25 protein-coding genes are annotated in these 24,963 nt (G+C 39.3%); 24 read left to right on the top strand and 1 reads right to left on the bottom strand.

Translation table 11 applies throughout. From position 1 onward, the window contains the following. Nucleotides 1–38 precede the first annotated feature (38 nt). The 17 genes from pyk (at nt 39) to LPAF129_RS00640 (ending at nt 15,918) form a co-directional block, all read left to right on the top strand. Nucleotides 39–1,799: a pyruvate kinase gene (gene pyk, locus LPAF129_RS00720; protein ID WP_244054028.1), complete on the top strand. Its 1,761-nt coding sequence runs from the start codon at nt 39–41 to the stop codon at nt 1,797–1,799. 209 nt (nt 1,800–2,008) lie between these two features. Next, nucleotides 2,009–2,467, top strand: coding sequence for a DUF441 domain-containing protein (locus LPAF129_RS00715; RefSeq protein WP_244054026.1), 459 nt, complete (start codon nt 2,009–2,011; stop codon nt 2,465–2,467). 15 nt (nt 2,468–2,482) lie between these two features. Then, complete coding sequence (locus LPAF129_RS00710; protein ID WP_244054024.1) at nt 2,483–3,343, top strand: CvfB family protein; 861 nt, start codon at nt 2,483–2,485, stop codon at nt 3,341–3,343. Nucleotides 3,344–3,370: 27 nt separating this feature from the next. Continuing rightward, nucleotides 3,371–3,835 carry a Fur family transcriptional regulator gene (locus LPAF129_RS00705; protein WP_373875018.1) on the top strand — a complete coding sequence of 155 codons (465 nt, stop codon included), beginning with the start codon at nt 3,371–3,373 and terminating at the stop codon, nt 3,833–3,835. A gap of 1 nt (nt 3,836) precedes the next feature. Beyond that, nucleotides 3,837–4,724 (top strand): site-specific tyrosine recombinase XerD, encoded by an 888-nt coding sequence (xerD, locus tag LPAF129_RS00700; protein WP_244054022.1) that lies wholly within the window; start codon nt 3,837–3,839, stop codon nt 4,722–4,724. 111 nt (nt 4,725–4,835) lie between these two features. Continuing rightward, nucleotides 4,836–5,192, top strand: a complete 357-nt coding sequence (locus tag LPAF129_RS00695) for a GNAT family N-acetyltransferase (RefSeq protein WP_244054019.1) — start codon at nt 4,836–4,838, stop codon at nt 5,190–5,192. Then, nucleotides 5,185–5,988, top strand: a complete 804-nt coding sequence (locus LPAF129_RS00690; protein ID WP_244054017.1) for a segregation and condensation protein A — start codon at nt 5,185–5,187, stop codon at nt 5,986–5,988. Before LPAF129_RS00695 ends, LPAF129_RS00690 begins: the two co-directional genes overlap by 8 nt. Then, the gene (gene scpB / locus LPAF129_RS00685; protein ID WP_244054014.1) at nt 5,963–6,577 is read left to right on the top strand and encodes an SMC-Scp complex subunit ScpB; all 615 of its coding nucleotides are present in this window, start codon (nt 5,963–5,965) and stop codon (nt 6,575–6,577) included. Before LPAF129_RS00690 ends, scpB begins: the two co-directional genes overlap by 26 nt. Then, entirely contained in the window at nt 6,567–7,298 is a 732-nt protein-coding gene (locus tag LPAF129_RS00680; protein ID WP_244054011.1) for a pseudouridine synthase, read from the top strand. Before scpB ends, LPAF129_RS00680 begins: the two co-directional genes overlap by 11 nt. A 32-nt stretch (nt 7,299–7,330) precedes the next feature. After that, nucleotides 7,331–8,374: a helix-turn-helix domain-containing protein gene (locus LPAF129_RS00675; protein ID WP_244054008.1), complete on the top strand. Its 1,044-nt coding sequence runs from the start codon at nt 7,331–7,333 to the stop codon at nt 8,372–8,374. Then, nucleotides 8,337–9,830 carry a RecQ family ATP-dependent DNA helicase gene (locus LPAF129_RS00670; RefSeq protein ID WP_244054005.1) on the top strand — a complete coding sequence of 498 codons (1,494 nt, stop codon included), beginning with the start codon at nt 8,337–8,339 and terminating at the stop codon, nt 9,828–9,830. Before LPAF129_RS00675 ends, LPAF129_RS00670 begins: the two co-directional genes overlap by 38 nt. 110 nt (nt 9,831–9,940) lie before the next feature. Further along, nucleotides 9,941–10,552 carry a LysM peptidoglycan-binding domain-containing protein gene (locus LPAF129_RS00665; RefSeq protein ID WP_244054003.1) on the top strand — a complete coding sequence of 204 codons (612 nt, stop codon included), beginning with the start codon at nt 9,941–9,943 and terminating at the stop codon, nt 10,550–10,552. A gap of 98 nt (nt 10,553–10,650) precedes the next feature. After that, nucleotides 10,651–11,334, top strand: coding sequence for a (d)CMP kinase (cmk, locus tag LPAF129_RS00660; protein ID WP_244054000.1), 684 nt, complete (start codon nt 10,651–10,653; stop codon nt 11,332–11,334). A gap of 66 nt (nt 11,335–11,400) precedes the next feature. Next, nucleotides 11,401–12,594, top strand: coding sequence for a 30S ribosomal protein S1 (gene rpsA, locus LPAF129_RS00655; protein ID WP_244053999.1), 1,194 nt, complete (start codon nt 11,401–11,403; stop codon nt 12,592–12,594). Nucleotides 12,595–12,712: 118 nt separating this feature from the next. After that, entirely contained in the window at nt 12,713–14,023 is a 1,311-nt protein-coding gene (gene der / locus LPAF129_RS00650) for a ribosome biogenesis GTPase Der (protein WP_244053995.1), read from the top strand. Between the two features lie 225 nt (nt 14,024–14,248). After that, on the top strand, nt 14,249–14,524 hold the full coding sequence (hbs, locus tag LPAF129_RS00645; RefSeq protein WP_017868147.1) for a non-specific DNA-binding protein Hbs: 276 nt from the start codon (nt 14,249–14,251) through the stop codon (nt 14,522–14,524). 134 nt (nt 14,525–14,658) lie between these two features. Then, complete coding sequence (locus LPAF129_RS00640; RefSeq protein WP_244053993.1) at nt 14,659–15,918, top strand: tetratricopeptide repeat protein; 1,260 nt, start codon at nt 14,659–14,661, stop codon at nt 15,916–15,918. A 94-nt stretch (nt 15,919–16,012) separates the two neighbouring features. On the opposite strand, the gene LPAF129_RS00635 is transcribed toward LPAF129_RS00640, so the two are convergent. Then, nucleotides 16,013–16,843 (bottom strand): site-specific integrase, encoded by an 831-nt coding sequence (locus LPAF129_RS00635; RefSeq protein WP_244053990.1) that lies wholly within the window; start codon nt 16,841–16,843, stop codon nt 16,013–16,015. 376 nt (nt 16,844–17,219) lie between these two features. On the opposite strand from LPAF129_RS00635, the gene LPAF129_RS00630 reads away from it, so the two are divergent. The 7 genes from LPAF129_RS00630 (at nt 17,220) to LPAF129_RS00600 (ending at nt 24,832) form a co-directional block, all read left to right on the top strand. Continuing rightward, complete coding sequence (locus tag LPAF129_RS00630; protein WP_244053989.1) at nt 17,220–18,416, top strand: CCA tRNA nucleotidyltransferase; 1,197 nt, start codon at nt 17,220–17,222, stop codon at nt 18,414–18,416. A gap of 50 nt (nt 18,417–18,466) precedes the next feature. After that, on the top strand, nt 18,467–20,359 hold the full coding sequence (locus tag LPAF129_RS00625) for an ABC-F family ATP-binding cassette domain-containing protein (RefSeq protein ID WP_244053986.1): 1,893 nt from the start codon (nt 18,467–18,469) through the stop codon (nt 20,357–20,359). Between the two features lie 36 nt (nt 20,360–20,395). Next, nucleotides 20,396–21,352 carry a thymidylate synthase gene (locus tag LPAF129_RS00620; protein WP_244053984.1) on the top strand — a complete coding sequence of 319 codons (957 nt, stop codon included), beginning with the start codon at nt 20,396–20,398 and terminating at the stop codon, nt 21,350–21,352. A 191-nt stretch (nt 21,353–21,543) separates the two neighbouring features. Continuing rightward, nucleotides 21,544–22,506 (top strand): SGNH/GDSL hydrolase family protein, encoded by a 963-nt coding sequence (locus LPAF129_RS00615; protein ID WP_244053982.1) that lies wholly within the window; start codon nt 21,544–21,546, stop codon nt 22,504–22,506. Continuing rightward, nucleotides 22,496–23,137, top strand: a complete 642-nt coding sequence (locus LPAF129_RS00610) for a YpmS family protein (protein ID WP_244053980.1) — start codon at nt 22,496–22,498, stop codon at nt 23,135–23,137. The genes LPAF129_RS00615 and LPAF129_RS00610 overlap by 11 nt, the downstream gene beginning before the upstream one ends. Continuing rightward, complete coding sequence (locus LPAF129_RS00605) at nt 23,137–23,361, top strand: YozE family protein (protein WP_244053975.1); 225 nt, start codon at nt 23,137–23,139, stop codon at nt 23,359–23,361. The genes LPAF129_RS00610 and LPAF129_RS00605 overlap by 1 nt, the downstream gene beginning before the upstream one ends. Before the next feature lie 22 nt (nt 23,362–23,383). After that, complete coding sequence (locus LPAF129_RS00600) at nt 23,384–24,832, top strand: S41 family peptidase (RefSeq protein ID WP_244053973.1); 1,449 nt, start codon at nt 23,384–23,386, stop codon at nt 24,830–24,832. Nucleotides 24,833–24,963 lie beyond the last annotated feature (131 nt).

Genomic DNA, 24,963 nt, shown 5'->3' with positions numbered 1-24,963 from the left:
CTACATTACTTTATTTTCCAAAGGAGAGGTAACTCATAATGAAAAAGACCAAGATCGTAAGTACACTTGGACCAGCTAGTAATGATCTAGATACAATTGTAAAATTGATCGAATCAGGTGCTAATGTTTTCCGTTTTAACTTTTCTCATGGTGACCATGAAGAACATTTAGGCAGAATGAAGTTAGTTGACGAAGCTGAAAAGGTCACTGGTAAGATGGTTGGCCGGATGCTCGATACCAAAGGTGCTGAGATCCGGACAACAGTTCAAAAAGGTGGCAAACTTTCATTCAATATTGGTGACGAAGTACGGATCTCGATGGATGATACTATCGAAGGTACGAATGAAAAAATTGCCGTAACTTATCCTGGATTATTCGATGATGTTCATGAAGGCGGTCATGTTTTATTTGATGATGGTTTGATTGATATGCAGATCGAACAAAAAGATGACGAAAATAAGGAACTTGTATGTAAAGTTCTTAATGAAGGTGTTTTAGGCTCGAGAAAAGGTGTGAATGCACCTGGTGTTGCCATTAATTTGCCTGGTATCACCGAAAGAGATTCTTCTGACATTCGTTTTGGTTTAGACCATGAGATCAACTTTATTGCTGCATCTTTTGTTCGTAAACCACAAGATGTCTTAGATATTCGTGAATTGATCGAAGAAAAACACATGGATCATGTGCAGATCTTCCCTAAGATCGAATCTCAAGAAGGAATCGATAACTTTGATGAAATTTTAAAAGTTTCTGACGGATTAATGATTGCTCGTGGCGACATGGGGGTTGAAATTCCGGTTGAAAACGTACCATTGGTACAAAAGAGCTTGATCAAGAAGTGTAATGCTGCTGGTAAACCAGTTATCACAGCGACACAGATGCTTGATTCAATGCAGGAAAACCCACGCCCAACTCGTGCGGAAGCTTCTGATGTTGCGAATGCGGTCTTTGATGGGACTGATGCAACAATGCTTTCTGGTGAATCAGCTAATGGTGATTACCCAGTTGAATCTGTTGCTACAATGGCACGAATCGATATTAAAGCAGAAAATACGTTGCGTCAGCACAAGAGCTTTTCAATCAACGATTTTGACAAAACAGATGTAACTGAAGCAGTTGCTCGTTCTGTGGCTGAAACAGCTGACAACTTAAATATTAAGACAATTGTTGCCGCTACTAAATCAGGTCACACTGCACGTTTGATCTCAAAATACCGTCCAGATGCTAATATCTTGGCAGTTACTTTTGACGAACGGACACGCCGTGGTTTGTCTGTTAACTGGGGTGTTCAACCAGTTCTAGCAGATACACCAGCTTCAACTGATGAAATGTTTGCTTTAGCAACTGAAAAAGCCAAAGAAGAAGGCTTCGCTAAAGAAGGCGACTTGATCTTGATCACTGCTGGTGTTCCAGTTGGTGAAAAAGGTACAACTAACGTTATGAAGATTCAGTTGATCGGTTCTAAGATCGTTGAAGGTCAAGGTGTCGGTGATGAAACTGTTATTGGTAAGACAGTCGTTGCTACTTCAGCTAAAGAAGCAATTGAAAAAGCAGACGAAGGCTGTGTCCTCGTTACAAAGAGCACAGATAAAGACTATCTGCCAGCAATCGAAAAAGCTTCAGCATTGATCGTTGAAAATGGCGGGTTAACTTCACACGCTGCTGTCGTTGGGATCTCAATGGGTATTCCTGTTGTTGTTGGAGCCCATGATGCAACAACCTTAGTTGCCGAAAATGAAGTTGTAACGGTTGATTCACGTCGTGGGATCGTTTACCATGGCGCATCCAATGCACTTTAAGAAATAAAATAATTAAGCAAACCTTGCGTTTGTTGAGCAATCCAAAACTTTGATGTTGCGGATTGCTTTTTTAATGGAGTTAAAGTTAAATTTCAAATGGTGCCGAACAGTTTGGTGTGCAAAACTAAAGTTAACACGGGTCCAATTAGCTTTTTGGACGTTAATCCGTTACAATGTGTAAGAGAAGTTTTTAGGTAAGGATGGATAGAATGGAAAGTTGGTTATTTTTGTTGTTGGTTTTAGTAGTGGCACTGTTGGGGAAAAATTCTTCCTTGATCATTGCTGCTGTGGTAGTGATGGTGATCAAAGCACTGCCATTTGCGACAAAGTGGTTGCCAACAATTCAAAGTAAGGGGATCAATTGGGGTGTCACGATTATTTCAATTGCCATTTTGGTTCCCATTGCGACAGGTGAAATTAAGTTCAGTGATTTAATTAGCGTCTTCAAATCACCAGCCGGCTGGATCGCAATCGGCTGTGGAATCGCAGTGGCGGTTTTATCCCGGTATGGTGTCAACCAGTTAGCTGCTTCACCGCAAGTTACGCTGGCATTGGTGCTTGGAACAATTTGTGGGGTAGTTTTTTTACGTGGTGTCGCAGCCGGACCAGTCATTGCCAGCGGAATGGCATATTGTATCGTCACATTACTCGGATTAAGCTTTAAGTAAGGGAAGAAAATAACAATGAAAAAAGAAATACTCGGCAGAATTGTAACTGCAGATGTAACTGATGAAAATGAAAAATATATTTACTCGCAAATTGAAGGTGAAACTTTCAGAACTGCTAAAGCAGAACTAAATAAATTACCTAAAATGGGGAGTAAACTCACCGGATTTGCATATGAAAATGAACATCATCATTTACAGCTAACTAAAAATGAACCAGCAGTTGGATTTGGCAAATATGCTTGGAGTACGGTGGTTTCCGTGCAGCATGATTTAGGCGTGTTTGTTGATATTGGTTTACCAAACAAAGATATCGTTGTTTCTTTGGATGATCTGCCTGAACAACGTGAACTTTGGCCAAAGAAAGATGACAAACTGATGGTCGGTTTAAAAATTGACAATAAGGGACGTCTCTGGGGTGATTTAGCCACAGAAACAATGTTCCAAGGTGTTAGTCAACGGGCTAAAGGTGATATGAAAAATCAAAATGTAACTTGTGTGGCCTACCGGTTGAAAAAAATTGGGACCAGAGTTTTAACCAAAGATTATTGCTTAGGCTTTATTCATCCTTCGGAAAGAAACGAAGAACCACGTTTAGGTCAAGTGCTTAATGCCCGTGTGATCGGTGTGCGTGATGATGGCAGTTTGAACTTATCTTTGAAGCCACGGGCCTTTGAAGTGATTGGCGATGATGCACAAATGATCTTGGCAGCAGTGCAACATTCCTCAGGCAGTTTAGCTTTTTCAGATAAAAGCAGTCCTGAAGAAATCAAGGATTATTTTGGTATCAGCAAGGGTTCATTTAAGCGTGCCTTAGGCCATTTGTTAAAAGCTGGGGCAGTGCGACAAGAAAATGGTAAAATCTATTTAAATGACTAACTAGTCGTGAAAGAAGGCAAAAGCACAGTGGATACAAAAAATAAAATGATCAATATTCAGAATTGTATGCATGAGGCTGGCTTTAAACTCACGCCGCAAAGACACGCAATTGTCAAAGTCTTATTAGATCATCACCAAGAACACTTATCAGCCGAAGAAATTTATGTAGAATTATTACGAGTTTCTGCGGCATTTGGCTTGGCGACAGTTTATCGCACACTAGATATTTTAACTAGTCTGAATTTATTGACCCGTGTTTCTTTTGAAGACGGTGTAGCCCGCTATGATTTAAGAACTGAGGATCCCGCACATTTTCATCATCATTTGGTCTGTACCCAGTGCGGAAAAACTGTTGAAATTCATGAAGATTTATTAGGCGACGTTGAAAAGGTCGTGTTACGACAGTACCATTTTCAAGTCTCTGATCATCGCTTAACATTTCTCGGTTTATGTCAAGATTGTCAGAATAGTAACTTACTGGAGAGTGGTTAGCATGAATGACATTGTTGAAGATTATTTACATTTTCTAACTGTCGAACGCGGACTTTCGGACAACACAGTTGCTAGTTACAAAAATGACCTCGAGCAGTTTATTATTTATTTAAAGGAGCACAATTTTACGAGTTTTGCCCAACTCCAACGAGCGGATATTACGGATTATTTGCACCAAGAAACAGCCTTAAAAAAGGCTAATTCTTCAATTGTCCGCAGTGTGACGAGTTTACGACGCTTTTTTCAGTACCTGTTGCATGAAAATCAAATTACAACAGATCCCATGTTGTTGATCGATACTCCCAAAAAAGAGCGCCATTTACCAGAAGTTCTATCCAGAAATGAAGTTGAACGTTTATTAGAAACACCCAATACCGGTACGGCGTTGGGAATTCGTGATCGAGCCATTTTGGAATTAATGTATGCCACTGGCTTACGAGTTAGTGAAGTCATTAATTTACGGCTAGCGGATCTGCATACCACGGTTGGATTGCTGAAAACGATTGGTAAAGGGCAAAAGGAACGGATTATTCCAATCGGAGATACAGCAGTGTACTGGATCAATAGTTATTTAGAAAACGGACGACCAAAACTGTTGAAGCAAAAGCGGTCCGATTTTTTATTCTTGAATTTTCATGGGAATCAATTAACCCGGCAAGGAATTTGGAAAAACCTGAAAATTCAAGTGCAAAAAGCTGGAATCACTAAGAACATCACGCCGCATACCTTACGTCATTCATTTGCCACGCATATTTTAGAAAATGGTGCTGATCTTCGGATCGTCCAAGAATTGTTAGGTCATGCGGACATTTCGACGACCCAAATTTACACACATTTGTCCAAACGGAGACTAAGTGCGATTTATGAGCAGACTCATCCTCGGGCTTAAGTGTTGATTGGTTGCTAGAAAGCAGCTAAATTTAGGTTTTTTGAAATTTGTTTTAAAACTTTAAATATGGTATTGTGGCAAGTAACGTTTAGAATGCCACGGAGGAATCAAATGCTTTATAAATATAAAAAAGATTATAAAAAAATTGCAATGGGCTTATTATCGCTGATTGCTAATCTCAAGGATGTTTCACGTCTTTCGACAGAAATTGATTGGTATGAAGCAGAAGATGAGCGCTGTTTGTTTTTGTGGAAAAATGAGTCCGGGGATTTTTGTGGAATTATTGGAGCAGAAATTAGTGACGAAGTTGTTTTGGTTCGTCATATTGCAGTTTCACCACAATATCGGGATGAAGGCGTTAGTTTTGCGATGTTAACGGCTCTTTCACAAATGTACCCGGACTATAAGATGATGGGCAGTTTTGAGGTTGGCCCATTGATCACACAGTGGGAAAAGAATCATGGATAAGAAACAGCCAAACGTGCAAACAGGCACTCAACTGACTTTTAAAATTGCTAATTTTGAAGGCCCGCTTGATTTACTGTTGCATTTGATCAAGAAAAATGAAATGGATATCTATGATATTCCAATGACCACGATTACTTCGCAGTATATTGATTACCTCCATCACATGAAGAAAATGGAGTTAGATCTTGCTGGGGAGTATTTTGTTACGGCAGCAATGTTATTAAATATTAAAAGCCGCATGCTGCTTCCAAGTCAAGCAACGACAGCTGATGAAGAAAATGATGAGGTCGGCGAGTTTGAAGAAGATCCCCGGGATCAATTGGTGCAGCAGCTCTTAGCTCATCAATTATACCAACAAGCTGCTGCTCAGCTGCAGGGTAAATTTGAAGAGCGGACCCAGCATTTTGAACGGGAGCAGGCTTTAATCCCTAGTGAAGCACAATTAGGGCAACTGACTACTTCGGAGCTAAACATTAGCCAATTGGAACAGGCTTTTAAAAAAGTCCTTGTCCGGCGCCAAAAACGGACACCTTTGCGGAGAAGTATTACCAACGATAAATATTCCATTAAAGATGAAATGGTTCGCCTGCATGAATTTTTATCACGTGCACAACAACCGGTCATTTTTGCTGATTTATTTACCGCTGATTTTGAACTTGAGCTGTATGTGACAACTTTTTTAGCCTTACTTGAGTTGGTTAAAAAAGGTAGTGCGACAGTCTTACAAGTTGATAACTTTGGCGAAATTAAAATGATAAGTAGTGATAAAAATGTTATCAAACCAAGCAAAAATTGAAAGCTTATTGTTTGTGAGCGGTAATGAAGGAATTACGGCCACGGACCTTTCCCAACTTTGCGGGTTAATGAAACCAGCTGTCTTAGCTCAGCTAAAAAAATTGCAAGAAAAATATGTAACTGATGCCAGCTGTAGTTTTCAACTAGTTCAAACTGGCGACTTTTATAAGTTGACCACCAAGAAAGCTTTTGCACCATTAGTCAAAAATTATTTTGAGTCGCCAACGATGACGGCTTTATCGGCGCAAGCCTTAGAGACCTTGGCGATCATCGCTTACAAGCAGCCCATCACACGGACAGAAATCGATGAGATTCGGGGAGTTCAATCAAGTGGAATGTTACAAAAGCTCAGTGCGTTTTCCTTGATCACTGAACAGGGGCGTTCAGCCGCGCCAGGCAGACCGATTTTGTACCAAACGACCCCTGAATTTTTGAATTATTTTGGGTTAAAAAGTTTAGCTGACTTGCCTGAAATTCAAACCGATGAGCAAGTTGAAACTGATTTAAATGTTGAAAATTTAATGGGATTATTTGAAAAGACTGTCGGAAACGCAGATCGCACAGAAAAGGATGAAAAGCATGACAGATAGATTACAAAAAGTAATGGCTAATGCTGGAGTAGCATCAAGGCGAGCCAGTGAAAAATTGATCGTGGCTGGCCGAGTTAGGGTCAATGGCAAGGTAGTCACGGAATTAGGAGTTAAAGTTAACGGTGAAGATGCCGTTGAAGTCGATGGACATTTAATTCCACAAAAAAATGCTAAAGTTTATTTTATTTTATATAAACCGCGTGGTGTGATCTCAGCCGCAAAGGATGATAAGAACCGTAAAGTTGTCACAGATTTTTTCGCTGATCTGCCACAACGGATCTATCCTGTCGGGCGGTTAGATTATGATACTTCTGGTTTAGTGTTAATGACTAACGATGGTGACTTAGCCAATAAATTGATGCACCCTAGTTACCATGTCAATAAAACCTATGTTGCTAAAGTTGAGGGAATTCCGGACAGCCATGACCTGGAACGGTTGCGTCATGGGGTCTCGTTAGACAAGAAACACCGCAGTTCCGCTGCGAAAGCAAAAATTCTTTCGACAGATACTAAGAAAAATACGGCTGTGGTCTCTTTAACGATCCATGAAGGACGCTACCATCAAGTTAAAAAGATGTTTCTTGCCGTAAAGCATCCGGTTAAGAAATTAAAACGTGAAACATATGGTTTCTTAAACTTGGATGGCTTAACTTCTGGAGATTTCCGCGAGTTAAGTAACCAAGAAGTGACCTTATTGAAACAAATGGTTGAGAAAAAATAAGCAGATCATATTAGTAAGAGGAGGGCAGCAGTATGTCAAAGGTTAGTGAAGACAATTGGCTGCTGTTTTTTTCGACTCAGCAAGCACGCAGACCTGCCGTTTTGCGCCAATTACTTAGCAAACGGTTATCCAATTCCACGTTATTTTGGGGCATGCGTTATCAGTGGTTAGCTTATATTAACCTCTGTCCAAGTATGGATACACAGGCATTTGACCAGCAGATCAAGCTGCTTTGTCAACAAAAAATGCTCCTAAAACAAGATGATGGGACTGTTTTATTAACGGCAGACGGACAAGCTTGCCAAGCACAATTACAAGCAGAGCATTCTTTAGCTGCACCACAAGTTTTTGCCAATTACCGCGTGTACGATTTAGTCAAATTATTACGTTTATTAGTACAAGTTGCTTCCGAAGCCAGTTGGAAAAATGCCCGCTATTATGTCGCTGTCGATGATTTTGAATGTCAGGCAGTCCTCAAAAACTGGGTCAGAGCACATGGCCTAAGGGCGCTAAAAGAACAGCTAGTGACTGAACTAAAAAAATTTTTAGCTCTAGAAGACCCGCAGGATGCCTGGATCTTTTGTTCCCAATTTGCCGGACATGAGACAGTTCCTGCCACCACAAAACAAGTCGCACAAGCACTTAATATTAGTCAACGAGCAGTTGAATTAACCCTGTTAGATCTCAATAGTCGTTTTGTTCTGGAACTGATCCAGACCAATTCGCCGTTAGCACCGATGATTACGCATTTTCAGTCCAAAAATGCTTTATACCAGAAATCGCAGAAAACATTAACTTTAATTACGCGGGGATTTTCTATTCCCCAAATTGTTCAGCGCAGTCAGCTCAAAGAAAGTACAATTTTAGAACACCTGCTAAATGCAGCGATATTTAATGCTGATTTTCCCTTTGAACTATTTTTGAGCAACACTGAACGGCAGTTATTGGGGAAAATCTTACCGGCTGACATTGATCAGTGGCAGTATTCGATGGTGGGTGAGTACCAGGCAAAAATTTCTTTTTTCAAGTATAGATTATATGCAATTTGGAGGACTCGTGAACAAAGTGAACGTTGAACATGAATTACATCATTTTTTACAACAAAAATTTGGTTTTACTGAGTTTAAAGCTGGTCAAGAAGAAGTCATCACTAGTTTATTGAATAATCGTTCAACGGTTGCAATTTTACCGACCGGGACCGGCAAATCACTGTGTTATCAATTTTTTGGTGAATACACTAAGCAGCCAGTCGTGATTATTTCGCCTTTATTATCCTTAATGCAAGATCAAGTTGAACAGTTACGCTTACAAGGCGAAAAAAGAGTGGTCGCTTTGAATTCAAATTTAAGCTTCCAAGATAAAAGACAGGTCTTAGAGCAGTTAAATCGCTATGCCTTTATTTATCTGGCACCAGAAATGTTAAGGAATGAAGCAGTGCTTGCAGCTTTATTACAACTAAACATTGGCTTACTAGTGATCGATGAAGCGCATTGTATTTCAGCGTGGGGACCAGATTTTCGCCCAGATTATTTACAGTTAGGTCAAATGCGGCATCAACTTGGTGACCCCTTGACTTTAGCAGTGACTGCAACGGCAACTAAGCGTGTCTTAGCGGACATGACTAAACTATTACGCTTACCAGCTAGTTTTAAGTTAGTTCAATACTCAGTTGATCGGCCCAATATTTTTTTAGCGACGGAAAAACTACCAGATGAACAAACGAAAAAGGAACGTTTATTATCCTTGCTCAAGCAATTACCTGGGCCAGGGTTGATTTATTTTTCTAGCAAAAAGCAGTGTGATGAGCTGACGGAGTTAATTCAGCAAAAAACCAGTTTACATGTTGCTGCTTATCATGCCGGTTTATCGTTTGCTGAACGTTATGCTGTCCAACAACAATTTTTAACTGGTCAGTTGGACTTGATCTGCGCCACTTCAGCATTCGGAATGGGAATCAATAAAACTGATATCCGTTACGTGATCCACTATCATATGCCGCAAGATCTGGAGAATTATGTCCAAGAAATTGGACGAGCAGGTCGAGACGGTCAACAAAGTATTGCAATTATTTTATTTAATGAAAATGACCGTTTTTTACAAAAAAGATTGGCCTTTAATTCATTGCCAAATTCAGATGAATTAGAACTGTATCAACAATCACCAGCTGCTTTAAAAAGTGCCAGTTTAGAGAGTGAGAGTGCTTATCTGGTCACACGCTACCAGCAAATGGGGATCAGTTTTGCGGATATGGAACAAATTTTTACACAAAGACGGACAGAAAAGTTACGAGCGTTGCAACAGATGTTAGCCTATGTTAATTATCCAGACTGTAAACGAAACTTTATTTTGCGGTATTTTGATGAAGAACGGGTAGTTAAGCATCAACAAAATTGTTGTCAATTAGGAGAAGAATCCTATGATCTGCAACAAATTTTTGCCAACGTCGACCAAGTAACCAATAATTTACCAAAAAACACACCGCCAAGTCGTGATTATCGGCAAGTCTTGCAGAAGTTATTTCGGGATGACTAGGTCAGTGTGTAAAAAGTTTGCTGAATCTGCAAGATTTCTGCACCATTTCTTTTTAAAAAAAAATAACTATGGTAAAATAATTGGTGAGTTAACTTAAGGAGGTGTGATTCATGAACAATAAGGATGACCAACATACAAAAAAGCCATGGGAAAGTACTTTTGAAGATGAAAAAGATAACAACGGCAATTATTCGCGGTCGGTAACTCGCCGGAATAATAAGAGCAATACAGTTTTGACCAGTTCTTTGTTGGTTATTTTTTTGATTATCATTATCGGTACTATCGCACTTTATTTTATTTCACAAAAAACTTCATCGAATAAAACATTAAATAGTGATAACCAAGTCGAAGTCATTTCTTCGTCCAAGAAAAAAGCCAAGCCAGCTAAAAAGAAGGCGGCTAAAAAAACTGTCGCTAAGAGTACGACTGAGTCAACCAAGACTCAGGAGAGTGCTAGTGAAAGTGAAACAACTTCAGCTGCTAGTTCTTCTCAAGTCGCTAGTGAAACTTCTAGCAGTGCCGCAGAAAGCAGCCAGCAATCTTCTAGTGCCAGCGAGAACAGTTCAAGCTCAGATGGCTCATATGTCACTGTAGACGCAGGACAAGGCTTATACCGGGTCGCTGCTAACAATGGCTTAACAGTTGAAGAACTAATTCAACTCAATCCTGGCTTGAATGCTAATTCAACGATCAATCCTGGTCAACAGATTCGGATCAAGTAATATTTACAGAGGTCGTTCCTGGTGAGTGGCCTCTATTTATTTGTGGAGAACATTGTTTAAATTAGTAAGATTGAAATACGTAATTTGGAAGGAAAATTATGACAAGAAAAATGCAAATTGCAATCGATGGTCCAGCATCTGCTGGGAAAAGTACGGTTGCTAAGTTAGTCGCAAAAAAGTTGGACTATATTTACTGTGATACAGGTGCAATGTATCGCGCAGTCACATATGCAGCGTTAAAGCAAGGAGTAGCATTAGATGATGATGCAGCGCTTAAAAAAATGCTGACAAACTTTGAATTAAAATTTGTACCTGCTGCTCCTGAACAATTAGTATACGTAAATGGCGAAGATGCGACTCAGGCGATTCGGTTGCCAGAAATTACGAACCAAGTGTCGTTAGTTTCTGCTCAGGCCAGTGTCCGCCAAGAAATGACCGCTAAACAACAAGAAATTGCAGCAGCTGGTGCAATTGTGATGGATGGCCGGGATATTGGGACAACTGTTTTGCCGGCTGCTGAAGTAAAAATTTTCATGGTCGCTAGTGTTCACGAAAGAGCAGTTCGACGGTATAAAGAAAATATCAGCAAAGGCATTGAAACTTCAATGGAAACATTGGAACAAGAAATTTCTGCTCGAGATTACAAGGATTCACACCGTGAAATTTCACCATTAACTCAGGCGAGTGATGCAATTTTATTGGACACAACTTCATTAAATATCGAAGAAGTTGTGGAAAAAATACTTTATTTTGTCAAACAAGCACAAAAAAATGAAAATTAACTGGAAATTTTAACTAAAATCGGTTAAGATATAACTTAGAGTTAGTTGTTAAGGAGGACTTAGTCCATGAGTGAATCAGAAAACAAGGATTTATTAGAAGCGTTGAACAGTGTAAAGCCTGTTAAAATTGGTGATGTCGTTAAAGGTGAAGTATTGGCCTTAGACGATTCAAAACAAGTTATTGTTGGGATTGAAGGTACTGGTGTTGAAGGTATCGTTCCTGCCCGCGAATTAAGTATTAAAGCAGATGAAATCGAAGATCAAGTTAAAATCGGTGATGTATTTGATTTAGTTGTGATTTCGAAGATCGGCTCTGATAAAGAAGGCGGCAGTTTCTTATTGTCGCAACGCAGACTTGAAGCACGTAAAGTTTGGGATGAAATTGAACAAAAATTTGAAGCTGGTGAAAACATCACAGCCCCTGTTACACAAGTTGTTAAGGGTGGCTTAGTGGTTGACGCAGGTGTTCGCGGTTTTATTCCTGCATCGATGGTTTCTGATCACTTTGTGGAAGATCTTAACCAGTTCAAAGGTCAAGAACTTGAACTTAAGATCATTGAAATCGAACCAAGCGAAAATCGTTTGATCCTTTCTCATAAAGAAGTTGCTCGTGCAGAACGTGAAGCTAAACGCCAAGAAATCATGAGTAAATTGGCTGCAGGCGATGTTGTTGAAGGTAAAGTTGCTCGTTTGACCAACTTTGGTGCCTTTGTTGACCTTGGCGGCGTTGACGGATTGGTACACGTTTCAGAAATTTCATACGAACGTGTTGGCAAGCCATCTGACGTGCTTAAAGTTGGTGAAGATGTGAAGGTTAAAGTTCTTTCAGTTGATCCTGAAAAAGACCGAATCTCACTTTCAATCAAGCAAACATTACCACAACCTTGGGATGACATTAACGAAAAAGTTGCTGAAGGCGACGTCATTGAAGGAACTGTTAAACGTCTAACAAGTTTCGGTGCTTTTGTTGAAGTATTCCCTGGCGTTGAAGGTTTGGTTCATATTTCCCAAATCTCACACAAGCACATTGCTACACCTAATGAAGTATTAACTTCTGGTGAAACAGTTGAAGCTAAAGTGTTGAGCGTTGATGGTGAAAATCATCGTTTGGCATTATCAATCAAAGCCTTGCAAGAAAAACCTGCTGCTGAACATCAAGAACCAGCACGCAAGTCAAACAAAAACCAATCCAATAACTTCCCTGATGAAGAAACAGGTTTCACATTGGGCGACCTTATTGGCGACGAGTTGAAAAAATAATTTAACTTAAATTGATAAGTCGAAACCAGTCCATGCCTGTTGTTCTTGGACTGGTTTTTTATACTTATAAAATTTGTTAAAATAGTGAAAGTGTAGTTTTAGAAAGAGGTGGATATTTATGGCCAATCCAGTAGTTGCTTTTGTTGGTCGTCCTAATGTGGGAAAGTCAACTATTTTTAATCGGATAGCTGGGGAACGAATTTCCATTGTGGAAGATACTCCTGGGGTCACAAGAGACCGAATTTATGCCCATAGTGAATGGTTAGGGCAAAATTTTGATATTATTGATACTGGTGGGATTGAAATCAGTGATGAACCTTTGATCACTCAGATTACTGAACAAGCCAAAATTGCGATCGATGAAGCTGATGTGATCGTAGTGATCACTAGTGTTCAAGAAGGTGTGACGGATGCTGATGAGCAGGTCGCACAAATTTTATATAAATCTAATAAGCCTGTGATCCTTGCAGTTAATAAGGTTGATAATCCCGAGGCTCGGGCTGAGATCTTTGACTTCTATTCTCTTGGCTTAGGTGATCCAGTTGCCGTTTCCGGAACCCATGGGATCGGGACTGGTGATCTACTTGATAAAATTTGTCAAGCATTCCCTGAAAATACTGCGAATGAGGAAGATTCTTCGATTAAATTTAGCTTTATCGGTCGTCCTAATGTCGGAAAGTCTTCATTAGTTAATGCAATTTTAGGTGAAAACCGGGTTATCGTCTCTGGAATTGAAGGAACAACCCGTGATGCGATCGATACCAAATTTGTGGCGGAAAATAATACTGAATATACAATGATCGATACCGCCGGGATCAGAAAACGGGGTAAAGTTTATGAAAACACTGAAAAATACTCCGTTTTACGTGCGATGCGTGCCATTGATCGGAGTGACGTGGTCTGTGTTGTTTTAAACGCTGAAGAAGGGATTCGTGAACAGGATAAGCACGTTGCTGGATATGCTCATGAAGCTGGTCGTGGTGTGATCATTGTTGTTAATAAATGGGATACCTTAAAGAAGAGTAACCATACTTTACAACAGTTCGAAGCATTGATCAGAGCCGAATTTCAGTATTTGAGCTATGCACCAATTGTTTTTGTTTCTGCAAAGACTCATCAACGGTTAAGCAGCTTGCCTGATTTAGTTCAACGAGTTTACCATAATCATGAACAGCGGATCTCGTCGTCTGTCTTAAATGATGTCTTAATGGATGCAATCGCGCATAATCCAACACCAACTGAAAATGGGAAGCGTCTGCGTGTATACTACGGGACTCAAGTTGCAATTAAGCCGCCAACTTTTGTGGTCTTTGTCAATGACCCTGATTTAATGCATTTTTCTTATGAACGTTTCTTGGAAAATCAAATTAGAGAGGCGTTTGACTTTACTGGAACACCGATCCGAATTATTGAAAGACGGAGAAAATAAGTAAAGCAAAGGTTTATATTAGAATGTTTTAATATATGCGATAATTTAGCAAAAAAATCAGCTAAATGAGCCCAAAAACCTTGTTATATTAGGCTTTATGTGCTATCTTATTACATGAGCAATGATTTATTAGTCATTGTTTCATGTATTTGGCACAAGCCAATTACTTATAAAAGGTATAAAGTTATTTTATACCCGAAATCTTCAATTCAGGAGGTGAAACACATGGCAAATAAAGCACAATTGATCGAAACTGTTGCAGAAAAAACAGGTTTGACAAAAAAGGACGCAACTGTTGCAGTTGACGCTGTTTTTGGCTCAATTCAAGATTTCTTGAAGGATGGCGAAAAAGTTCAACTAATCGGTTTTGGTAACTTCGAAGTACGCGAACGCGCAGCTCGTAAAGGCCGTAACCCACAAACAGGTGCAGAAATTCAAATTCCTGCAAGCAAAGTTCCTGCATTTAAGCCAGGTAAAGCTCTGAAGGATGTTGTTAAATAAGAACAACTGCATTTTAAAGACCAGGTAAGATTTCATTCTTATCCTGGTCTTTTTTAACAGCGAAAAATCTGCCTGGATTGAAACAATAAATCAAATAAAAAAATAATTAATACTACTAGCAAAGGAGCAGTTAAATGAGCTATTCACAAGAAACATTAAGTAATCTAGAACTCGGACAATTTGATGAAGCCAAAAAGAAGTTTGCATGGGCCCTACGTAAAGATGATGATGACACTTTATATGGACTGGCTGAAGAACTTTATTCTTTAGGCTTTACATCCATGGCAACTCGGACATATCAACTATTATTAGACCGTTATCCTGCTGAAGATGAATTACGGACTGCTCTGGCCGATATTTTGATTAGTGAGGGCAAGGATGACCAAGCATTGAACTATTTATCACAGATTAAGGAAATATCGCCAGCGTATGTAGAATCGCTGCTGGTAGAGGCTGACCTTTATCAAACTCAAGGACTATTTGAAGTTAGTGAGCAAAAATTATTAACCGCTGCTAAGTTAGCTCCTGATGAAGAAGTGATTCAGTTTGCTTTAGCGGAATTGTACTTTAGTATTAAAGAATACCGCAAGGCTTTGGGGTATTACCTCAGTCTGATCAAACAAGGTCTCCAAAATTATTCGCAGGTTAATCTAGTTGGTCGCTTAGGCGTATGTTACGCTGAAATCGGTAAATTTGAGCAGGCGTTAGGCTACCTGGAACAAATCCATAAAGAAGATTTGGAACCAGATTTAATTTTTCAATTAGCAGTGACACAATTCCAATTAAAACATGAAGAAGATGCCTTGAAAAATTTTGTTCATTTAAAAGAAATTGCACCAGATTACGCAACCCTGTATCCGTATTTAGCTAAAATTTATGAAAACCAAGGCCAACTTAGAAATGCTTTACAAATTTTACAAGATGGTTTAAGTGTCGATCAATACAATATTGCGCTTTACCAAAATGCGAGTCGATTGGCTGCTAAATTAGGTCAAAATGAGGACGCAAAGAAGTATTTGGAAAAAGCTTTAGAACAAGAACCCGATAACTTGACGTTAGTGCTTGCACTCAGTAATTTACTGGTTAGCTTTGGAGAACATCAAGAAAACCTGGCGTTGATCAAGGACTACCAAGAAGAAGAACTTTCTAACGCCCGTTTATTATGGAATCAAGGGCGGTCTTTTGCTGCACTTGATAATTATGAAGATGCTCTCAGTGACTACCAAGCAGCCTATCAAGAATTAACTGATTCAACTGACTTCTTATTTGATGCAGCTTTCTTTTTCCGGAATGCAGGGCAGCGGCAGTTAGCCCGGCAATGTGTCCAAAAGTTTTTGGCACTTGAACCTAATGATCCAGAAATAAATGAGTTATGGGAAGAACTGCAAGATTAACTAACAAAAACGAAATGAGCCGGCTAGGAGTCAAGTAGCGAAACATAACTAAATACGGGTTAGAAATCAACAAGTCGATTTCTAACCCGTATTTTCAAATTCTTTGTTGGGTCAACAGTCCCCGGTAGTAATTTAGTGAAGTTGGATTTAGCCGTAATTGTCCACAGAGCTGACTGTCAGTTAGTTCCTGGTGTCGTTGAATAAAGTCCATGATAACTGCTTGATAGAGGCGACGAGGGGCGAGGGGCAGGTCACAGAATGGCTGGTCGTTTTTTAAAATTTTATGCAACCCAGCTAATGACAAATGTGGTTCAGTTAAATCTAAACGTACCTTTAAGAATAAATCGGGCGAATTTTGTAATTGCTGCAAAGAGGCCTGTTCTTGTTGGAAACGCTGGATAAAATTTGTTTCGGCCGGTTGCCAATCTTCTCGGTCTAAAACCTGATAGAAACCGGGAGTAACGATTTCTGTAATCGTATAAAAATGAGTTAATAGCAGTAAAACCATCTTACTATAATTTGAAAGTTGGTCACTATTCAAATAACTCACCAGATCTTGTTGCCAGCCTAGCAGTTCCACTAGTTGTTTTTGCGGACGTTTTAATCCCTTAATAGCGAGTGTTGGTAAACTGTGAGATAATTTGTTTTTAAACAAGAACTTAAAATAAGTGTTCAAGTGAGTCAGGACTTTATTATAGGTAGTATTCTTGATTGCGCGTTTAGTTTGTAACATAATTAAGTATTCGTTAATATCGGTTTCTTCCAAAACGGACAAGTCTGGAGATTGCCGGTAGGTTTCATTAAAATTACGCAGATAGGTAAAGAGATCGTTCACATCATGACAAGTATCAGTTTCAGTTGCTTGAGCGGCTAGCTTGTCGGTTTGCAGATAGTGTCTAAATCTTTTTTCGTAGGGAAAGCTCATTTGTAAGGCTCCTTTCAATTAGTAAATTGTTACTTTTACTTTATCAAAATTAATAAAAACTAGCAACAAGGGAGTCGTTTTTCGCTTGGCTGCTACTAGGCAAGCAACAGCAGTTTTGTTAAAATTGATAACGAGACTTAAACTATCAGAAATTACTAGTTTATACATTAGTAACCTAGTCCGATGTAAACTACCGTTAATTATTACGACAACCAATCTTCTTGACCACTTAAACTAATTAACGGGTAGTTTTATGATTTAAGCTTTAAACGTTTAAAGGGCCTTTATTTTAAGTTTAAACACTGAAAAGTAATTACCCTTAATTATTTAAATTCACGATAGACCATGGTTGAAAGCAGGGCGAAAAAAATATTCTATGAAAATTGAAAATTTACCACAAAAGTTTATTGAGGCACAACCGATTTTAGAACAACTCCAAGCGCACGGCTTTGAAGCTTATTTTGTTGGCGGCAGTGTACGTGATACATTGTTAGGCATGGAAATTCACGACGTTGATATTGCAACAAGTGCTTATCCAGCAGAAGTTAAATCAATTTTTAAGCGGACCGTTGATACTGGGATCAAGCATGGAACTGTCATGATCTTGGACCATGGTGAAGGCTACGAGGTCACCACATTTCGAACCGAGAGCGGTTATCAAGACTTTCGTCGCCCTGACCAGGTGACTTTTGTGCGTTCCTTAAAGGAAGACCTCAAGCGACGAGACTTAACGATCAATGCCTTAGCAATGGATGCGCAAGGAAACGTCATTGATCTGTTTGGTGGTCTAACAGATTTAAAGCACAAAACTATTCGTGCAGTGGGAGATCCGACCGAACGGTTTCATGAAGACGCGTTACGAATGATGAGAGCAGTTAGATTCGTAAGTCAATTAAATTTCAAATTAGAGGAACAAACCAAGCAAGCAATTATGGCTAATGCTAGCTTATTGACCAAGATCGCAGTTGAACGGATCCATGTTGAATGGGTCAAATTAATGTTAGGCAAAAATCCGAACCAAGGCTTAACAGAATTTCTCCAAACTGATATGTTTAAGTATTGTCCAGCTTTTGCCGAAGAAAAAGTGCAGTTAACTCACATCGCAGCTTTAGAAAATTTAGAGCTGTCCTCCGAAGAAGCTGTTTGGACGTTATGTGGGCGATTTTTAAATAAAAAGCCGCAACAGACTGGTAAAATGCTGCGTCAGTGGAAAACTTCCAATGAGATTATTAATGCAGTTGTTCATGCACAAGAGGCAGTTGCCTTTTTCCCAGAGCCAACTGCACAAATTTTGTATCAAACCGGGTTACCATTATTGTTAGTCGCTAACCAAGTGGCGCAGTATGAAGGTCACGCTGTACCGGTTACACAATTAACCAACTGGTATAACGAGTTGCCGATTAAAGACAAAAAAGAATTACAATTAACTGGAACAGACTTGATCCAAACCTTACAAATGAAACCTGGACCGCAAATTGGTCAAATCATTAAAGCAGTCGAACAACTAGTTTTGACGAAAAAACTGGCAAATGACAAAGAAACTTTATTGCATTATGCAAAAACGTTTAAGTAGGGTTTAGTGATTCGAAAATAATCTAGTATTTAGAGAAGAGAGTGAGAATTTTGCAAACATTACGTGTTGAACATTTAACTAAAACATATGGTGAAAAGACTCTATTTGAGGATTTAAACTTTATTATTAATGAACACGACCGAATCGGCTTGATTGGTACAAATGGCTCTGGTAAGACCACTTTATTAAATGCAATTAGCGGTTTGGATCCTGCAGACAGCGGTGAATTGATCCATGCTAACGACTATGAGATCGGCTATCTGCAACAAAATCCTGATTTAGCAACTGATAAAACTGTTTTAGAGGCAGTTTTTCAGGGAAGTGCGCCAGTTTTTAAAATAATTCGAGCCTATGAACAAGCATTGCAAAAACTTGAATTAAATCCGACAGATCAAAGCGCGATCGAACAGTATACTAAAGCAGAAGAACGCATGAACGAAGAAGACGCTTGGAATGCTGAAAGTGATGTTAAAACTATTTTGACGCAGCTTCACCTCACTGAATTAGACCAAAAAGTTGCAGCCTTATCCGGTGGACAGCGCAAGCGGGTTGGCCTGGCACAAGTTTTGATTCAAAGTCCGGACTTGTTGATTTTAGATGAACCAACTAACCATTTAGATTTTGACTCGATCGATTGGCTGGAAGAATACCTCAAGAACTATCAAGGTGCATTATTGATCGTGACCCATGATCGCTATTTTTTGGATCATGTTGCTAATCAAATTTATGAACTATCATTTGGCAAAATGTCCGCTTATCAGGGGAACTACGAGGATTTTGTCCGGCAAAAAGCCGAACGGCAAGAACAAGCTTTGCAACAGGAACACAAAAATCAGCAACTCTATAAAAAAGAACTAGCTTGGATGAAGACTGGTGCTAAAGCCCGTTCAACCAAGCAGCAAGCTCGGATCAATCGGTTTGAAAAATTAGCCGATCAAGTTAGCGACAAGGTACAAGTCGACCAAAACATCGATATTAATTTAGGTCAACAACGTTTGGGTAAAAAAGTTTTACAATTAAAGAATGCTTCATTAAAACTTGGCGACCATCAAATTATCAATGATTTTAGCACCATGATCAATGCTGGCGATCGAATCGGGATCACTGGTAAAAATGGTGCGGGTAAGTCTAGTTTCTTAAATGTTTTAGCTGGTCAAACTCCGCTGGACCAAGGTGAAGTGATCATTGGTGAAACTGTCAGGACCGCTTATTATCGTCAGCAAACTGAACCGATCCCCGAAGATAAACGAGTAATCAACTATTTAAACGAAGTCGCTCAAAATGTGATTAATAGCAATGGTGAACGGATCAGTACCACCCAGTTATTGGAACAGTTCCTCTTTCCTAAATTTATGCATGGAACTTTGATTCGTAAATTATCTGGTGGAGAAAAAAGACGGTTATATTTATTAAAATTATTAATGATGCAACCCAATGTATTGTTTTTAGATGAACCAACTAATGACCTAGATGTCGGGACGTTGACAATTCTTGAGAATTATTTAGAAACTTTTGCTGGAACTGTGATCACTGTTTCTCATGACCGTTATTTCTTGGATAAAGTCGCGGACCAGCTGCTAATTTTTGACGGTGATGCAAAAATAGACCGCTATTCTGGTCAATTTACTGATTATTTGCAACTAGAACAACAACAGCAACCGGCTAAGAAAGTTGCTAGTGCCCCAACACCGAAGCCAACTGAACCGGCTGAACCTAAAGTTAAAACTAAATTAACTTATGCCGAACAAATTGAATTTGACAAGTTGGAAAAAGAAATTGACCAAATTGACCAGCAGATGACAGAAGTTAATGAACAAATGAGTCAAACTAACGGTAATGATTATTTACAACTAGGCGACTTACAGCAACAATTAAACGATTTAACCCAAAAGTCAGAGGAGAAAATGGCCCGTTGGGAAGAATTAGGACAGTATGTTGAATAACTATCATGCGACTGAAAATATTTTGGGAGGATTAAAATGGTAAAAGTAGAAGAACCATACTTACAGTTGATCAGAGATATCTTAGATCATGGAAACTTCAAGGGCGATCGGACAGGAACAGGAACCAAAAGTCTTTTTGGTTACCAAATGCGCTTTGATTTAAGCCAAGGTTTTCCGTTGTTAACAACCAAAAAAGTCCCATTTGGCCTCATTAAAAGTGAATTACTGTGGTTTTTACATGGAGATACCAATATCCAATTTCTCTTGCAGCATAAAAATCATATTTGGGATGAATGGGCCTTTGAAAACTGGGTCAAGAGTCCAGAATATCAAGGACCAGATATGACCGATTTTGGTTTGCGGTCACAAACTGATGCGGATTTTAATGAGCTTTATCAACAAGAAAAAAAGGCTTTTTGTCAGCGAATTGTTTCTGACGACGATTTTGCGGCAAAATATGGTAATTTAGGCGATGTCTATGGGGCACAATGGCGCCGGTGGCAAACACGTAACCATGACACGATCGATCAAATTCAAGATGTTATCAATACTATCAAAACCAATCCAGACTCAAGACGAATGATCGTAACGGCATGGAACCCAGAAGATGTTCCCTCAGCAGCTTTACCGCCATGCCACACCTTATTCCAATTTTATGTGGTCAACGGCAAATTAAGTTGTCAGTTATATCAGCGTAGTGGTGATGTATTCTTAGGTGTACCGTTTAATATCGCAAGTTATGCCTTATTGACCAGCTTAATTGCACGAGAAACCGGCTTAGAGGTTGGTGAATTTGTCCACACTTTAGGTGATGCCCATATCTACAGCAACCATTTTGAGCAAGTCCAAGAACAACTGACTCGGACACCGCAAGATGCACCACAGTTATGGTTGAACCCAGCTAAAAAACATTTAGCGGATTTTACAATGGAAGACATTAAGGTGACTGATTACGATCCCGCTCCAGCTATTAAGGCCCCTGTTGCTGTTTAAGGCTCCTAATTAATTGTTCATTAAACACTCTTTTACCCGCGTTTAGGTGAAAAGTGTTTTTTGTTTATAAAGGTTCACCAATAAAATAAGATATTTGTAAATTAACCAAATTACGGCGAGATAGTTACAATCTTGAAAGTGAAAGTGCTATGATTAGCACATGTAAATTTTTTTGAATAAGGGTGGGTTTCATGAAGAAAATAACTGAGGTCGGCAAGTTTTTATTAACCTTGCTGGTTCTTAGCGGAATCTTTTTTGTAATTTTTTATTTCGTATTTCGTCCCAAACAACAGCAACTGCCTCAACCAACGGCTAGTTCACAACAGACGGTCAAACATAAAAAAGTCACTGATCCGCGGATCAAAAAACTAAACTTAGTCGGTTTGGGTGATTCATTGACACATGGAGTTGGAGATACCAGCCAACGAGGCGGCTATGTTTATTTGATTCAACAGCGTTTGCTAAAAAAAGATGCCAAACAAGTCGATGCTGCTAATTTTGGGAAAACGGGCGATACAACTAACCAAATTAAGACGCGTTTAGACCAACAACCAGCCATTCAAAACCGTTTAAAAAAAGCTGACGTAATTACGATCACGACCGGTGGTAACGATTTAATGCATGTCTTACAGGCTAATTTTAAGTCTTTATCATCTAATCATTTTAGTAAGAACATGGCTGAAGCAAAAGACCGTTATCAGGTGGATCTGACTGCTTTACTCACCGATGTTCGGGCAGTTAACCCGACTGCGCCGATTTTCTTATTTTCAGTGTATGATCCATTTTACGTTTATTTTCCGAATATGACGGCTTTGCAAAAATATACCGACGAATGGAACCAAGCAGCACAAACTCAGGCCTCTCAAATTAGTAGTGCGTATTTTGTAGATGTGAATCGCCAATTATCAGAAGGTCAATACTATGGCAAATCTAAGACTCAACTTGAACGCAAAGTTAATTCAGACCTCAGTCGCACTAAGAATAAGAACCTCGAGAAAATTTTAAGTGATCCAACCGAAAAAAATAAGTACTTGTCTCCGGATGATCATTTTCATCCCAATGACTTAGGGTACCAATTAATGACTAATAAGTTATACCAAGTCATGCAGAAACACAGAGACAGCTGGTTAAAGGAGTCAACTAATGAAAACTAACAGTCAACGAACACAACGGAAAAAGAGTAGTCGGAAGCGTGATCCTTGGAAAATTGCTTTTACGACCTTACTAGCATTGATGATTGCCTTAACCGCCGTTGTACTAGTAAAAGTCTATACTCCAGGGCAAGATGTACAAAAAGTGGTTGAGACTAAGTTGCCGGCAGACCAAGCAACTGCAATTGACGTTAAAATGAACAAAGAACAGCTCAGCAGTGCGGTTAATTATTATTTAAATCATCAGCAAAAGGGTAAAAATAATATTCAATACAAGTTTATCCTAGATCAGTCAGCAATTTTAATCGGGACGACGAAAGTCTTTGGTGACCAGATCTCCTTTACTTTATATGCTAAACCGACACTAAACAAAGATGGAAATATCCTGCTAAAAATTAAATCAGTGGCAATTGGCTCACTCAATGCTCCAAAGAGTTTCATCTTAAGCTATGTAAAGAATCGTTTTAAGGCCGGTCCAGCTGTTCAAATTTCCCCCAAAAAATCAGAAATCGTGCTGAATTTGAATCAAGTCAAAACCAAACAAGGAATTCAGGCGAAGGGCCAGCAGCTTGACTTAAAAAAAGATGACATCAGATTTAGAATTTTAATTCCGCTTGGAGGGGAGGATAACTAATGATCACAATGACTTTTTATCGTTTTTTAATGACTTTACGTGATCCTGATGATTATAGTGAAGTGGCACAATTTGCAAACAATGCTTTTTATGACCAATCTTTTCCAAAACAAGCCACAGATTACGACTCTCTTTCACAATATTTAGAGTTAAATGGTAACTATCTGCCAAGCATGACAATTTTTGATGATGCATGGCAGCAATATTTAGAAAAAATGCAGTAAATTCACAGGAAGAGGGCTAGGAATGGTGAAAGAAACGCAGAATACAAGTCCCAAAAAGACACAACCTAAAAAAAGATTTAGCTGGGTGACACTGCTGGTCACAGTGATCCTGGCAGCTGTGATCGGTGGAGGCAGCGTATATGTAGTCATGAATCAGCGTTTACAAGCGGTGGAAAGAACCAACCAATCTTTGGGCAAAATCAACACAGTTTTTAATACATTAAACCAGTATTATTACAAAGGTATCAGCAAAACTAAGCTAGAAGATGGTGCTTTAAATGGCATGGTGAATGTTCTAAATGACCAATTTTCAGAATACATGTCAAAGGATGAGACCCAATCTTTAAATGACACAATTTCAGCTAGTTTTACTGGGATTGGAGCTGAGGTTCGTAAGGATGGACAACAAATCCAAATTGTAGCCCCAATTGCTGGTACTCCGGCAGAAAAAGGCGGTTTAAAGGCCAAGGATATCATTTTAAAAATCGATGGGAAATCCTTAGAAGGTTACTCTTTAAACAAAGCAGTCTCCTTAATTAGAGGTAAAAAAGGGACCACCGTTAAACTATCCATTAAGCGTGGTAATACCACTTTTGAAAAATCTTTTAAACGGGCTAAAATCCCAGTGAAAACAGTTGCTGGCCGACTTGATGCTAAAGACAAACATGTCGGTTATCTGCAAGTCACTACTTTTTCTGAAAGTACTGCCAAAGAAATGAAACAAACGATTCAAAGCTTACGGAAAAAAGGTGCGACATCCTTTGTGATCGACATGCGTAATAATCCAGGCGGCCTAATGGACCAGGCTTTGAAAATGTCTTCCATGTTTTTGAAAGACGGAAAAACAATTATGCAAGTCCAGCAAAAAAACGGTCGACCAGAAGTTTACAAAGCTGGCAAAAAATACGATGATGGGTTCAAAGTTCATGAAAAAACCGTCGTATTAATAAACGGCGGCTCAGCTAGTGCGGCAGAAATTTTCTCAGCTGCTCTACACCAATCAGCTGGGATCAAACTGATCGGTACGAAGTCCTTTGGCAAGGGAACGGTCCAAAATGCAATGCCATTTAATGATAAGACTGAATTGAAGTTAACCATTGCGAAGTGGTTAACACCTGACGGTACGTGGATTCATGAAAAAGGCTTGCAGCCAACGGTCAAGGCTGATTATCCAGCCATCGCTTATCAAGCAATGATCGACACTAAAAAAGCTTATCATGAAAATGAAGTTGCTAAACCAATCGCCAGTTTGCAAAAATTCTTGCAAGCTCTCGGCTATCAGCCTGGAAGAACTGACGGCTACTTTAGTAGTCAAACCAAAACAGCGCTGCAAAAATTCCAGACTGACCAGCATTTGCCTGCCTCAGGAGTTGCCGATGCTCAAACGATCAACAGTTTACAAACTGCAGTTGGCAACTATTTAGAGCATTCAGACCGTGCATATCAGGCGGCAATTAAAGCAGTCCGTTAACCAATTTTTTATACAATCAAGCGAACACTCCTTTAAACTTTGAGTTTTTCTGAGGTTTAAAAGGGGTGTTTTTCTGTGTTAAACCGAGGTGTTATTCGCGACCAAAGCTCACCCGCAATTTGGTTTCATAG

Origin of the sequence: Ligilactobacillus pabuli, assembly GCF_022836475.1 — a bacterium.
Classification (GTDB): domain Bacteria; phylum Bacillota; class Bacilli; order Lactobacillales; family Lactobacillaceae; genus Ligilactobacillus; species Ligilactobacillus pabuli.
The sequence above is the reverse complement of the archived record's forward strand: the minus strand, read 5'-3'. Positions and strand labels throughout refer to the sequence as shown.

Coding starts and splice junctions, on each gene's coding strand:
- LPAF129_RS00695 (WP_244054019.1), top strand. CDS start 4,836: ATGCTTTATAAATATAAAAAAGATTATAAAAAAATTGCAATGGGCTTA.
- LPAF129_RS00615 (WP_244053982.1), top strand. CDS start 21,544: ATGAAGAAAATAACTGAGGTCGGCAAGTTTTTATTAACCTTGCTGGTT.
- hbs (WP_017868147.1), top strand. CDS start 14,249: ATGGCAAATAAAGCACAATTGATCGAAACTGTTGCAGAAAAAACAGGT.
- der (WP_244053995.1), top strand. CDS start 12,713: ATGGCCAATCCAGTAGTTGCTTTTGTTGGTCGTCCTAATGTGGGAAAG.
- LPAF129_RS00600 (WP_244053973.1), top strand. CDS start 23,384: ATGGTGAAAGAAACGCAGAATACAAGTCCCAAAAAGACACAACCTAAA.
- LPAF129_RS00605 (WP_244053975.1), top strand. CDS start 23,137: ATGATCACAATGACTTTTTATCGTTTTTTAATGACTTTACGTGATCCT.
- LPAF129_RS00715 (WP_244054026.1), top strand. CDS start 2,009: ATGGAAAGTTGGTTATTTTTGTTGTTGGTTTTAGTAGTGGCACTGTTG.
- LPAF129_RS00690 (WP_244054017.1), top strand. CDS start 5,185: ATGGATAAGAAACAGCCAAACGTGCAAACAGGCACTCAACTGACTTTT.
- LPAF129_RS00710 (WP_244054024.1), top strand. CDS start 2,483: ATGAAAAAAGAAATACTCGGCAGAATTGTAACTGCAGATGTAACTGAT.
- LPAF129_RS00635 (WP_244053990.1), bottom strand. CDS start 16,843: ATGAGCTTTCCCTACGAAAAAAGATTTAGACACTATCTGCAAACCGAC.
- xerD (WP_244054022.1), top strand. CDS start 3,837: ATGAATGACATTGTTGAAGATTATTTACATTTTCTAACTGTCGAACGC.
- LPAF129_RS00620 (WP_244053984.1), top strand. CDS start 20,396: ATGGTAAAAGTAGAAGAACCATACTTACAGTTGATCAGAGATATCTTA.
- LPAF129_RS00640 (WP_244053993.1), top strand. CDS start 14,659: ATGAGCTATTCACAAGAAACATTAAGTAATCTAGAACTCGGACAATTT.
- LPAF129_RS00675 (WP_244054008.1), top strand. CDS start 7,331: ATGTCAAAGGTTAGTGAAGACAATTGGCTGCTGTTTTTTTCGACTCAG.
- rpsA (WP_244053999.1), top strand. CDS start 11,401: ATGAGTGAATCAGAAAACAAGGATTTATTAGAAGCGTTGAACAGTGTA.
- LPAF129_RS00610 (WP_244053980.1), top strand. CDS start 22,496: ATGAAAACTAACAGTCAACGAACACAACGGAAAAAGAGTAGTCGGAAG.
- scpB (WP_244054014.1), top strand. CDS start 5,963: ATGTTATCAAACCAAGCAAAAATTGAAAGCTTATTGTTTGTGAGCGGT.
- LPAF129_RS00630 (WP_244053989.1), top strand. CDS start 17,220: ATGAAAATTGAAAATTTACCACAAAAGTTTATTGAGGCACAACCGATT.
- LPAF129_RS00665 (WP_244054003.1), top strand. CDS start 9,941: ATGAACAATAAGGATGACCAACATACAAAAAAGCCATGGGAAAGTACT.
- LPAF129_RS00680 (WP_244054011.1), top strand. CDS start 6,567: ATGACAGATAGATTACAAAAAGTAATGGCTAATGCTGGAGTAGCATCA.
- pyk (WP_244054028.1), top strand. CDS start 39: ATGAAAAAGACCAAGATCGTAAGTACACTTGGACCAGCTAGTAATGAT.
- cmk (WP_244054000.1), top strand. CDS start 10,651: ATGACAAGAAAAATGCAAATTGCAATCGATGGTCCAGCATCTGCTGGG.
- LPAF129_RS00670 (WP_244054005.1), top strand. CDS start 8,337: ATGCAATTTGGAGGACTCGTGAACAAAGTGAACGTTGAACATGAATTA.